At 64.7% G+C, this 12657-nt stretch carries 11 protein-coding genes; 1 reads left to right on the plus strand and 10 read right to left on the minus strand.

The genetic code is table 11. The features are described from left to right. Positions 1-28: 28 nt before the first annotated feature. The 10 genes from kdpC to APZ15_RS16805 form a co-directional block, all read right to left on the minus strand. The gene (gene kdpC, locus APZ15_RS16765) at positions 29-610 is read right to left on the minus strand and encodes a potassium-transporting ATPase subunit KdpC (protein WP_027786842.1); all 582 of its coding nucleotides are present in this window, start codon (positions 608-610) and stop codon (positions 29-31) included. Between the two features lie 25 nt (positions 611-635). Next, the gene (gene kdpB / locus APZ15_RS16770; protein WP_027786841.1) at positions 636-2720 is read right to left on the minus strand and encodes a potassium-transporting ATPase subunit KdpB; all 2085 of its coding nucleotides are present in this window, start codon (positions 2718-2720) and stop codon (positions 636-638) included. A 46-nt stretch (positions 2721-2766) separates the two neighbouring features. Further along, positions 2767-4572: a potassium-transporting ATPase subunit KdpA gene (gene kdpA, locus APZ15_RS16775; RefSeq protein ID WP_027786840.1), complete on the minus strand. Its 1806-nt coding sequence runs from the start codon at positions 4570-4572 to the stop codon at positions 2767-2769. Next, positions 4569-4661 (minus strand): K(+)-transporting ATPase subunit F, encoded by a 93-nt coding sequence (kdpF, locus tag APZ15_RS16780; RefSeq protein WP_006752209.1) that lies wholly within the window; start codon positions 4659-4661, stop codon positions 4569-4571. Before kdpF ends, kdpA begins: the two co-directional genes overlap by 4 nt. Next, entirely contained in the window at positions 4658-4780 is a 123-nt protein-coding gene (locus APZ15_RS42525) for a hypothetical protein (RefSeq protein WP_255221841.1), read from the minus strand. Before APZ15_RS42525 ends, kdpF begins: the two co-directional genes overlap by 4 nt. A 190-nt stretch (positions 4781-4970) precedes the next feature. Continuing rightward, on the minus strand, positions 4971-5945 hold the full coding sequence (locus tag APZ15_RS16790; protein WP_027786838.1) for a quinone oxidoreductase family protein: 975 nt from the start codon (positions 5943-5945) through the stop codon (positions 4971-4973). Positions 5946-6339: 394 nt separating this feature from the next. Then, complete coding sequence (locus APZ15_RS40955) at positions 6340-6966, minus strand: hypothetical protein (RefSeq protein WP_124843058.1); 627 nt, start codon at positions 6964-6966, stop codon at positions 6340-6342. Continuing rightward, entirely contained in the window at positions 6963-9602 is a 2640-nt protein-coding gene (locus tag APZ15_RS42190) for a M23 family metallopeptidase (protein WP_027786837.1), read from the minus strand. The genes APZ15_RS40955 and APZ15_RS42190 overlap by 4 nt, the downstream gene beginning before the upstream one ends. Before the next feature lie 736 nt (positions 9603-10338). Continuing rightward, positions 10339-10731, minus strand: a complete 393-nt coding sequence (locus tag APZ15_RS16800) for a methylglyoxal synthase (protein ID WP_027786836.1) — start codon at positions 10729-10731, stop codon at positions 10339-10341. A gap of 55 nt (positions 10732-10786) precedes the next feature. Beyond that, the gene (locus APZ15_RS16805) at positions 10787-11566 is read right to left on the minus strand and encodes an SDR family oxidoreductase (protein WP_027786835.1); all 780 of its coding nucleotides are present in this window, start codon (positions 11564-11566) and stop codon (positions 10787-10789) included. A 232-nt stretch (positions 11567-11798) separates the two neighbouring features. Between APZ15_RS16805 and upp the strand changes: the two genes are divergently transcribed. After that, positions 11799-12449, plus strand: coding sequence for a uracil phosphoribosyltransferase (gene upp / locus APZ15_RS16810; protein WP_011352740.1), 651 nt, complete (start codon positions 11799-11801; stop codon positions 12447-12449). The last annotated feature ends 208 nt before the right edge of the window (positions 12450-12657 follow it).

The raw sequence follows: 12657 nt of genomic DNA on the forward strand, positions 1-12657 counted from the left end.
CGCGCCGGGCGCCGGTTGCCGGACGCGCTCAGTGCGCGGCCTGCGCCGCGTCGAGCGCGAGGTTCAGCTTCAGCACGTTCACGCGCGCCTCGCCGAGCACGCCGAACTGGCGGCCCGTCGTGTTCGCGGCGACGAGCTGCGCGACCGCGTCGGGCGTCAGGTTGCGCGCCTTCGCGACGCGCTCGACCTGGTACGCGGCGGCGGCCGGCGTGATCTCCGGATCGAGGCCGCTCGCCGACGCCGTCACGAGGTCGACCGGCACGGGCTTCGACATGTCGGTGCCCGCGTCGCGCAGCGCGGCGATGCGCCCCTTCACCTGGTCGGCGAGCGACGGGTTCAGCGGGCCGAGGTTCGAGCCGCCGGAGCCGGTCGCGTTGTACGGCATCGGGGCCGTGGCCGACAGCCGGCCCCAGAAGTACTTCGGCGCATCGAACGGCTGGCCGATCAGCGCGGAGCCGACCGGCTTGCCGTCCTTCTCGATCAGGCTGCCGTTCGCCTGCGACGGGAACACGGCCTGGCCGAACACGGTCATCACGGCCGGGTAAGCCAGGCCCGTCACGGCGGTCAGGACGACGAAGAGCACGACGAGCGGGCGAATCAACGTTTTCATGATGTTTCCTTCAATGGCGGCCGGTTCAGGCCCAGCCGAGTGCAGCGAGCGTCATGTCGATCAGCTTGATGAACGGGAACGGCAGCAGCACGCCGCCGAGGCCGTACACCAGCAGGTTGCGGCGCAGGAGCGACGCGGCGCCGAGCGGCCGGTACGTGACGCCCTTCAGCGCGAGCGGGATCAGCGCGACGATGATCAGCGCGTTGAAGATCACCGCCGACAGGATCGCGGAGGCCGGCGACGTCAGGTGCATGATGTCGAGCACGCGCAGTTGCGGGTACGTGGTCACGAACGCGGCCGGGATGATCGCGAAGTATTTCGCGATGTCGTTCGCGATCGAGAACGTCGTCAGCGAGCCGCGCGTCATCAGCATCTGCTTGCCGATCTCGACGATCTCGATCAGCTTCGTCGGGTTCGAGTCGAGGTCGACCATGTTGCCCGCTTCCTTCGCGGCCTGCGTACCGGTGTTCATCGCCACGGCGACGTCGGCCTGCGCGAGCGCCGGCGCGTCGTTGGTGCCGTCGCCCGTCATCGCGACGAGCCGGCCGGCCGCCTGGTGCTCGCGGATCGTCGCGAGCTTGGTTTCCGGCGTCGCTTCCGCGAGGAAATCGTCGACGCCCGCCTCCGCCGCGATCGCCGCGGCCGTCAGCCGGTTGTCGCCCGTCACCATCACGGTCTTGATCCCCATCTTGCGCAGCTCCGCGAAGCGCTCCTTGATGCCGCCCTTCACGATGTCCTTCAACTCGATCACGCCGAGCACGCGCGCCGCACCGTCATGCAGGTCGGCCACGACGAGCGGCGTGCTGCCGCGGCGCGCGACTTCGTCGACCGCGCGGCGCACTTCCTCCGGGAAGCGGCTGCCGTGCGTCTCGACGTATTGGCGGATCGCATCGGCCGCGCCCTTGCGGATCTCGCGGCCGGGGAGGTCGACGCCGGACATCCGCGTCTGCGCCGAGAAGCCGATGAACGTCGCGTGCAGCTGCGCCATGTCGCGCTGGCGAATGTTGAAACGTTCCTTGGCCAGTACCACGATGCTGCGGCCTTCCGGCGTTTCGTCGGCGAGCGACGACAGCTGCGCGGCATCGGCCAGCGCTTCCTCGGTCACGCCCGGCGCCGGCACGAACGTCGATGCCTGGCGGTTACCGAGCGTGATCGTGCCGGTCTTGTCGAGCAGCAGCACGTCGACGTCGCCGGCCGCTTCCACCGCACGGCCCGACGTCGCGATCACGTTCGCCTGCATCATCCGGCTCATCCCGGCCACGCCGATCGCGGAAAGCAGCCCGCCGATCGTCGTCGGGATCAGGCACACGAGCAGCGCGACGAGCGCGGTGATCGTCACGACGTGGCCGGCCTTCATCGCCTCGACCGAGAACATCGAGAACGGCAGCAGCGTTGCCGTTGCCAGCAGCATCACGATCGTCAGCGCGACGAGCAGGATCGTCAGCGCGATTTCGTTCGGCGTCTTCTTGCGCTTCGCGCCTTCGACCATCGCGATCATCCGGTCGAGAAACGCCTCGCCGGGGTTCGCGGTGACCTTGACGACGATCCAGTCGGACAGCACGCGCGTGCCGCCCGTCACCGACGAGAAGTCGCCGCCCGATTCGCGGATCACCGGCGCGGATTCGCCGGTGATCGCCGATTCGTCGACCGACGCGACACCGTCGACCACCTCGCCGTCGGCCGGGATCACGTCGCCGGCCTCGACCAGCACGACGTCGCCACGGCGCAGCTCGGTCGCGGTCGTGATGCGGATCGGCGACTTCGGATGCGGCTCGTTGAGCTTCTTCGCCATCACGTCCTTCTTCGCACTGCGCAGCGACGCGGCCTGCGCCTTCGAGCGCCCTTCGGCGAGCGCCTCGGCGAAGTTCGCGAACAGCACGGTGAACCACAGCCACAGCGCGATCGCGAGGATGAAGCCCGCGGGCGCCTCGGCCTGGCCGGCGAGCGCCGCGATCCACAGGATCGTGGTCAGGATGCTGCCGACGTACACGCAGAACATCACCGGGTTGCGGAACTGCGTGCGCGGCGTGAGTTTCTTGAACGAGTCCACGATCGCCGGGCGCAGCAGCGCCGGATCGAACATGGACCGTGTTGCGGAATGTTGAGTCATTGCGATCTCTTCAATCTCTCGAGTCTTTTCAACGTGTCGCCGCGCGTCATGCGCCCAGCCACATCATCAGGTGCTCGACGCCCGGGCCGAGCGCGAGCGCCGGCACGTAGGTCAGCGCGCCCACCAGCAGCACCGTGCCGAGCAGCAGCACGACGAACAGCGGACCGTGCGTCGGCAGCGTGCCGCTCGTCACCGCGATGCGCTTCTTCGCGGCCAGCGAGCCGGCGATCGCCAGCACCGGCACGATCGTGCCGAAGCGGCCGAACCACATCGCGATCGCGGTCATCCAGTTGTAGAACGGCGTGCCGACCGTCAGGCCCGCGAACGCGCTGCCGTTGTTGTTCGCGGCCGAGCTGAACGCGTACAGGATTTCCGAGAAGCCGTGCGGGCCGGGATTCGAGATGCCGGCCTTGCCCGCATCGGCGAGCACGGCGATCGACGTGCCGACCAGTACGAGCAGCGGCGTGAGCAGCACGACGATCGACACCATCTTCATCTCGTACGCTTCGATCTTCTTGCCGACGTATTCCGGCGTGCGGCCGATCATCAGGCCGGCGACGAACACCGCGAGCAGCGCGAACACGAGCATCCCGTAGAGACCCGAGCCGACTCCGCCGTAGATCACCTCGCCGAGCTGCATCAGCAGCATCGGCACGAGGCCGCCGAGCGGCGTCAGCGAATCGTGCATCGTGTCGACCGCGCCGCACGACGCGGCCGTCGTCGCGACCGTGAAGATGCCGGTCTGCGCGATCCCGAAGCGCGTTTCCTTGCCTTCCATGTTGCCGCCCGGCTGCAGCGCGCCCGTCGACTGGTCGACGTGAAGCGCGGCGAGCGTCGGGTTGCCGCCCTGCTCGGCGCTCACCTCGACGCCGATCGCGAGCACGAACGCGACGGTCATCGCCGCGAGCACCGCGATGCCCTGCCGGCGGTCGCCGATCATCCGGCCGAACACGAGACACAGCGCGGCCGGGATGATCAGGATCGAGAAGATCTGCAGGAAGTTCGCGAACGGCGTCGGGTTCTCGTACGGGTGCGCGGAGTTCGCGTTGAAGAAGCCGCCGCCGTTGGTGCCGAGCATCTTGATCGCTTCCTGCGACGCGACCGGGCCCATCGCGAGCGTCTGCTTCGTGAGCGGGGTCGGCACCGTGACCGCGTTGCCCTTGTCGTCCTTCACCGGATTGCCCTGCGCGTCGAGCTTCGGCGCCGCATAGGTGCTCGCCTGCAGCACCGGCACGTCCTGGTACGCCTTCATGTTCTGGATCACGCCCTGGCTCATCAGCAGCGCGGCGACGATCATCGACATCGGCACGAGCACGTACATCGTCACGCGCGTGAGGTCGACCCAGAAGTTGCCGATGGTCTGCGCGGTATGACGCGCGAAGCCGCGGATCAGCGCGATCACGACGACGATGCCGGTCGCCGCCGACAGGAAGTTCTGCACGGTCAGGCCGAGCATCTGCGTCAGGTAGCTGACGGTCTGCTCGGGCGTGTAATCCTGCCAGTTCGTGTTGGTGACGAAGCTGACGGCCGTGTTGAACGCGCCGTCGACCGTCATCGCGCCGAATTGCTGCGGGTTGCCGGGCAGGAAGCCCTGCAGGCGCAGCAGGCCGTAGAGGAACAGCGCGCCGAGCGCGTTGAACGCGATCGTCGCGATCGCGTACTGCTTCCAGTTCATCTCGCTGCCGGCGTCGACGCCGGCAATGCGGTACAGCGCGCGCTCGAGCGGCCCGAACACGCGCACGACGCGCGAACTGCCGTCCATCACGGCGGACAGGTAGCGCGCGACCGGCACGGCCGCCGCCAGCAGCACGACGACGAAGAGCAGCGTCTGAAACAGGTTGTTCGCGTTCATTCGATGTCCTCCGCGCGCAGCAGCGCAAAGACGAGATACGCGAACAGCAGTGCCGTCGAGGCGCCCGCCAGCCAGAGCATCCAGGTCATGCTCGCCCCCCGCGACCGTATTGCACGAGCTTGTCGCAACCGGCAACCAAACCGAGGATCAGCGTGGTGAAGAGCACCAGTGCGCCGATGAAAACCCCATCCATTTTTCTGTTCTCCATCGTCGAAATCAGACGACTAGAACCTTATGGGAACGCACGTAAAGGACGGGTCAAAGGTATCGGGGCGGGTATAAAAAACGTGTAAACGCGGGCGGCGGAACGGCGGGCGGAACGACGGGCAGGACGGGCGACACGCCGGTGCCGCCCGCCGGGAGGGCGTGCCGACATGATGCCGGCACGAAGGGATGTATCAGGGAACGAGGATCGTCGAGCCGGTGGTGTTGCGCGACTCGAGGTCGGCATGCGCGCGGCCGACTTCCGCGAGCGGATAGCGCTGGTTGATGCTGGTTTTCACCTTGCCCGACAGGATCACGTCGAACAGCTCGGCGGCCGCGGATTCGAGATCGGCGCGCTTCGCGATGTACGAGAACAGCGTCGGCCGCGTGAAGAACAGCGAGCCGCGCGACGAGAACTCCTTCGAATCGATCGCCGGCAGCGGGCCCGACGCGTTGCCGAAGCTGACGAAGTAGCCGAGCGGCGCGAGGCAGTCGAGCGAGCCGATGTAGGTGTCCTTGCCGATCGAGTCGTAGACGACGGGCACGCCCGCGCCGTTCGTGATCTCCTTCACGCGCTGTGTGAAGTTCTCGCGCGTGTAGACGATCGGATGGTCGCAACCGTGCGCCTTCGCGAGCGCGGCTTTCTCGTCGGAGCCGACCGTGCCGATCACGGTCGCGCCGAGCGCCTTCGCCCATTGGCACACCAGCAGGCCGACGCCGCCGGCCGCCGCGTGGATCAGGATCGTGTCGCCGGCCTTCACCGGGTACGTGCGGCGCAGCAGGTAGTGCGCGGTCAGGCCCTGCAGCATCACCGACGCCGCGTCGTCGTAGCTGATGCCGTCCGGCAGCTTCACGAGCCGCTCGGCCGGCATCACGCGCTCCTGCGCATACGCGCCCGGCGGCTGCCCGACGTACGCGACGCGGTCGCCCGCCTTGAGCGCGGTCACGCCTTCGCCGACGGCCGTCACCTCGCCCGCCGCCTCCATCCCGAGACCGCCGGGCAGCGGCTGCGAATAAAGGCCGGTGCGGAAATACACGTCGATGTAGTTGAGCCCGACCGCGTGCTGCCGAATGCGGACTTCACCCGCCTTCGGCTCGCCGACCTCGACATCGACCCACTTCATCACGTCCGGGCCGCCCGGCTGGTCGTATCGGATTGCTTTCGGCATCGTTTCGCTCCTCTTCTGTCTGTCGGTCAGGGAAAAATCCGGGTCGCCGATGCCCGGGCCGGTCGGTTCATGCGGGAACCGGCCGGCGGGTGCGCGTCGCGACGCACGATTCTCGCGCGTCGCCGCGGTCCGTGCATGGCCCTGCCGACAGCATGGGCAATCGGGCGGCATCGCCAAGCAAAATCGTACCGGTCGCCACATCGTCACGTGGGAATCAACGAAGTATTGCGCGACGCCTTCTAGCGGATCGATGGTGGCGCCTACCGTCGTCCGGGAAAGCGGGTTGGTCAAGCAACAGGACTTGTGATGCAAGAACGGGGATCAGGCTTATTTCCTGACGGACAGTCAGGGAAGAAGTGAGTCTGCCCCTGTTATCGGGACTATCTCTTTTCATCTATCGCTTGATGTCTGGCAACTGACGAGGAATGAGCTTGATTCCCCGGATCAAGTTCACAAGTGATGTCGTAATTCCCTCCTGCAACAAAGCAGCGGATAGGGAAGTACTTCCACACAAGACCGCTTGTTGATTGGTCACGCAGAAACCCGCGCTGCTCTGCGACGGATTTTTCTCTGAAATTGCCATCAAGACGTACCCCCTCGTGGCCCCGTTCTTTATATTCCAGACAACCAACTTTGGATCCTTCCGTCGCGAAGCCTCCTTTGATAACGACCAAGTTCCTTCTCGCGAATATTTAACGATATTTTCATTACCCCCCATTACACCATCCAAATCATCATTATCGTCATTTTCGCAGCCGAGCGTAAGTGCTACAGTGACTGGCGGTTGAATATCAGATAGCCGAGTCACATATGTTGCATACTCATCTCTAGCATAGCGAAGATAATACTCTGCCGTATCTGGCTCGTTGTCGACGGTAAAGTGGCAGTTTCCTACGCTATGGCTCTCACCCTGTCCATCAGAGCCCAGCGGCAATATCTGCGCATCCGTCGACAACACTCCATTCGAGTAGACCGGTGCCGACACGATCATGGCAACAAAGACCGCAAGAAGCATTTTCATGGACACCTCCTCCGAAAGTCCTGCGGATACGGGTCGTTTGTGCCATCCGGCTGTGGAAACTGGACATCATCCGCCAGTACTACAAGTGCATTCGCATACGAAGTGCATCGATCAACGTATCCGTTATACGTTCTACCCGGAATGTCGACAAATCTGGGATAGTTGATGGAGGCTCCTACTTTACGGAAGCTCTCATTGAAGTAGTAGGCCTTTTCTCCAGCATTCGTTCGCGCAACCCCTCTCTGCAAAGGAAGCGTCGCATCTGCATATCGTGACGCCCCCATCCAAGACCAATACACCCCGGCACTCTGGGTCGCGTCGTCAGGATTCGTTGCGACAGCATCTCGCAACACGATCATGTTTTCCGGCATTTGAATAATGGCGTCGGTCAAATGCACGTTGTTGCGTGTTCTCTGCACTTCACCGACCGCCGTTCGCAGGCGAGATTTGAGTCCATCATCAATCCGTCTGCCTCTGAACGCCCAATATTCAATGTAATTTTCTGGCCAGGTGAGTTGCAGGAATCCTCTGCCATCCCAAGGAGAATACCGCTCCGACCGATTCATCTCATGCAGCTTCTGCAACCACCAAGTTTCTTGAGTTGCGTTTGCATAGAACGCGGCCATTCTTTCTGGCGTATCTATCGCATATTTTCTATGCATCAGATTCAAGCACGTGCGATAGGTGGCGATGTTTATCTCAGCACTAAGTCCACTCTGTCGGTTGCGCACGGTCATGCTGGGAGACTCGAAAAAATAGGATGCGCCCTGCTGCCGGATGATGTCCATCGGCAGCAACTGACGCATCTCACTGTCACTCAGCCATCTACATTTGCAGAATGACCGAATAAACTTCATCGGATGAAAGTGATAATGCTCTTTATCCAGTGTCAGTCCTTTCGCCACCGCGTCCTCCCAAAACGCCAAGGCCTGGTGATGACGTTTGAGCCTTTCATACGCCGGGTCGCCCAGACACATCGGGAACAGAATATTGGCGACCGGGTTCTGCCCTTCGACACCTTTCAGCCAGTCCCAGCGCGTGTCGAAATCGTCCCCTGCCCATTCGCTGGGCATCTTGACCACGCAGTAGCTCAAGCGCTCGCGCATTTCGCCCGTCTGCGCTTTAGCGTAGGCGCGAATCAGCCGACCACGATGCTGGGTAGCGGCGTCGATGACCGTGGCGACACCTTGCGACGCTTCGCCGGAGCCGGGCTCCGGGACGGGATGCTGCGTTCGGGGGCGGGGCTCGATCAGATCGAGTAACTGCATCGAGTCGCAACGGCTGTTGCCGTCGGTATCGTCGTCGATAAAGGTCCAGCCTTGCCAATGGGGAAAGTCGGCGTCGCTGTAAGCCTTCGTGCCGGCACAATTGAGGTCGACGAAGGCGGTCGTGCTCCCGTCGAGCGCGATCTTGCGAAAATGCGGCAAGCGGCCTTCGTGCAGGTCCGTCGCGGCAGGCGCGTCGGGCCCGAGGATGCGTCCGAAGCGCAGCATCTCGTAGCCGGCGCTGGGGCAGCCGGGGTAGGTGTCTACCGCGGTCTTGTACAGGTTGTAGCCCCCTTGGGGCTCGGACACGTTACCTCGGCGCTCGCCGGTGACGTCGCGCGTAATCAGGGTAATGTCGCCGCGCGCCTCGCTCAGGGTGACGATCAGCACTTCCCTTGTTCGGCCTATGGGCTGTACCGTCCACTGCGCCCACACCTCGGCGGTCAGATCATCGGGTGGCGTCGCGGCCGCCGCCCCATAGACCGCGGGTACGCGGATAGTGCGTTGCGCGTCCGTGGGTAGTGGGGGCCGCTTCGTGGCTGACGCCATCGCAATTTGGTATGCGCCGGTGACCTTCGGCCACCAATCGCCCGCCTGTGCCTCTGTCTTGCCATTGAGCGCGAGAATGCGCGCCGGCGTTGTGCGAAAGCGCTGCGCGACGCTTTCGAGCGTGTCGTTGGCCGCACCCACCGTGGAATTGAAGGCCCGCACAACATATTTCCGGGTTTCAGTCCGTGGATTGACCGCGTACAGGGGCACGCCGGCGGGAATCACGATGTGCATGTCGCCCCAGACACAGCTGCGCCGCCCTTCTGCGACCTCCAGTTTGCCTTCGCTACGCCCCATTAACCGCTCCACGTTCGCTTTGTCCGCGACGATTTCGAAGTGGATCCGATTGGACTTGCCATAGATGTCGCCGGCCTTGCCGATGGGGTCCTTGCGATACACCTTGTCACCACTCTTCCAGTCGGCCTTCGCCACAGTGCTCAGGTGCTGGTAGATCGAATAGAACACAACCTCGACACCCTCGCCGATTTCGGTCCGGTGCTTGAGGATGACAACACCGTTGCTGGTCCAGCCGGCGTAGTAGTACAGCGGGTTGGCGTCGCGTTCTTCGCCGGTGGGCGTGGTCTTCGGTTTAGGGGCGCTGGGGCGCGCGTACACGATTTCGCCATCGGCGATAGCACGCACCGGCTCCGGATTCGCGTCCCCACCGGGCGCCACCAGATGCACGCCACCGTGCCAACCGAACTGGTGACTGACGGGGAAAGCGCCTTTGCCGCTCTTTTCCCCAAGGCCGAATGTCCCGTCGTTCTGGTCATCGTCGGTCCGCGGTTTGGGCACGCGCAAGAAAGGAAAGCTGACGAGCATCGGTGGGTTCCTGGAGGTTACTCGGAGAGCGGCAAGTCGATCGGATCGGTGAGCTAGCCCGGCAGCGGATTGCCGTCGATGCCAATAACGAGCGCTTTCTCGCCATGCGGTACTGGACGCCTCCCCCGCCCTCTTATGCGCCATTTGGCATGTAGCTCCTACACGGAAACGTTCAACAGAGCGTCCCTCCTCGTGCCAATAACTCACACCGGCAAGGAATGCAGCCGCCATCCGTCAGATGTCATCGGTGGCGCCTAGCAACACGCGATTGGCATCCAGTCGCGATGGTTGACCACCGCGATATTCGTGTCTATGGGATGAATTCGAAAATGAGCTGGGATACGAAACAGAAGGCAAATACCCTCGTTGGATTGGCGAACGACCTACGCTGTGTCAGCAACCGGAATGAATATGCCCGATGGGAGTCCATCGGGGATGGCCAGCCAGTTATGTCGTCGTTGTGCGCGTGGCAATTTGGTGAACACCCGGTTCAACTTGCCACTCCTCAATCAGTGATTCACGCGCATGGAGACCGTGTGCTACCGGCCAAAAACGCGAAGGCAAACCGCGCACCATGCAGCCGTGCTCAGTCCCATAAAGGATCGCGTTGAGCTTCCGGCGCTCGTCAGGCTCACATTGCCTAGCTTAATCGGCAGGAGATGTTCAACCCGCTTGCATTGCGCTTCGGTTAGCTCTCTCTAAAGCCCAATTCAAACCAGACGAGTGCGGACGCGCCCTAGCAAACGTCCTGCATGTTCCGCGCCAGATCGTCGAGCAGCATCCGCGCCGTCGCGACGTTGGTCGCGACCGGCACGTCGTGCACGTCGCACGCGCGCACGAGCGCGGTGATGTCGGGATCGTGCGGCTGCGCGGTCATCGGGTCGCGCAGGAACACGACGATGTCCACGCGGCCGTCCGCCAGTTCCGCGCCGATCTGCAGGTCGCCGCCGAGCGGCCCCGACAGCTTGCGCTCGACCTCCAGCCCGTGCGCGTCCGCGATGCGGCCGCCCGTCGTGCCGGTCGCGACCAGCCGGCATTGCGCGAGCGTCGCGCGGTATTCGCCCGCGAGCGCGACGATCTCGTCCTTCTTCGCGTCGTGCGCAATCAAGGCGATGCGGGTTTTGCTCATCTCCGGTTCCTTCGTCGTTCGGTTGTTGTCGTGATCGTGATTCGGGACACGCGCGTCAGAACGTGCCCGGATACGCGCCGCCGTCGAGCAGCCAGTTCTGCCCGGTGATGTAGCCGGCATGCACGCTGCACAGGAACGCGCACGCCGCGCCGAACTCTGCGCGCGTGCCGAGGCGGCCGGCCGGGATCTCCTTCGTGCGCCGCGCGCGCATCTCGTCGACCGTCACGCCCTGCGCCTTCGCCGACGCGGTGAGCGTGGTCGCGATCCGGTCGGTGTCGAACAGGCCCGGCAGCAGGTTGTTGATCGTCACGCCCTGCCCCGCGACCTTGCGCGACAGCCCCGCGACGAAGCCGGTCAGCCCCGAGCGCGCGCCGTTCGACAGCGCGAGTACGTCGATCGGCGCCTTCACGGCCGAACTGGTGATGTTGACGATCCGGCCGAAGCGGCGCGCGATCATCCCGTCGAGGGTCGCGCGGATCAGCTCGATCGGCGTCAGCATGTTCGATTCGAGCGCACGGATCCAGTCGTCGTGCGAGAAGTCGCGGAAGTCGCCGGGCGGTGGGCCGCCCGCATTCGTCACGAGAATGTCCGGCTGCGGGCACGCGGCGAGCGCGGCCGCACGCCCGTCCGGCGTCGTGATGTCGCAGGCGACCGCGGTCACCGACACGTTCGCGCCGGCGCGGATCTCCTCCGCGGTTTCCTCCAGCGTGTCGCGCGTGCGCGCGACGATCACGAGGTTCACGCCCTCCGCGGCCAGCGCTTCCGCGCAGCCGCGACCGAGCCCCTTGCTTGCCGCGCACACGAGCGCGGTCTTTCCTTCGATGCCGAGATCCATCGTCGATTCCTTGGTGGCGACACGCGCCGGCGCGGCCCCGGCCGCTTCGGCGCCCGGACCACGGGCGGGCCAGGCGGGCGAACGGGCGGGCGCAGGCGCGCGGATTGTCGTGAGACGTCGATATTATCCGGATCATGCGGCGCGCCTTGGTAAAATTGCGGACATAAGCGCGCGGCCGGCTTGCGCCCGCCCCCGCCCCCGATCCTCTTTTGCCGCCAAGGCACCCCCCGTCATGAAACAGGACAGCCGTTTCCCGAATCTCTTCATCACCGATCACCCGCTGATCCAGCACAAGCTCACGCACATGCGCGACAAGGACACGTCCACCCGCACGTTCCGCGAGCTGCTGCGCGAAATCACGCTGCTGATGGGTTACGAGATCACCCGCAACCTGCCGATTACCACCAAGCGGGTCGAAACCCCGCTCGTCGAGGTCGACGCGCCGGTGATCGCGGGCAAGAAACTGGCGATCGTGCCGGTGCTGCGCGCGGGCATCGGGATGTCGGACGGCCTGCTCGACCTGGTGCCCTCCGCGCGCGTCGGCCATATCGGCGTGTACCGCGCCGACGACCATCGCCCGGTCGAATACCTGGTACGCCTGCCGGATCTGGAAGACCGCATCTTCATCCTGTGCGACCCGATGGTCGCGACCGGCTACTCGGCCGTGCACGCGGTCGACGTGCTGAAACGCCGCAACGTGCCGGCCGCGAACATCATGTTCGTCGCACTGGTGGCCGCGCCCGAAGGCGTGCAGGTGTTCCAGGACGCGCACCCCGACGTGAAGCTGTTCGTCGCGTCGCTCGATTCGCACCTGAACGAGCACGCGTACATCGTGCCCGGCCTGGGCGACGCGGGCGACCGCCTGTTCGGCACCAAGAACTGAGCCCCGGCACGGCCGCGCGGCGCGCGGCCCGGCTCGCGGCGGCCCACCCGGCCGTTCGGCCATGCGCGGCGGCCCCGATCCGGCGGTCGCCGCGTGATAAAATCCCGATCCACTCGACACGCGCGGCCCCGCGGCTTCATGCCCGCCGACACGGCCGCCGACTCAACGACACATTGAAACAATCGCCCGCGCTGCGCGCCCGGGCACG

Origin of the sequence: Burkholderia cepacia ATCC 25416, from assembly GCF_001411495.1 — a bacterium.
GTDB lineage: Bacteria > Pseudomonadota > Gammaproteobacteria > Burkholderiales > Burkholderiaceae > Burkholderia > Burkholderia cepacia.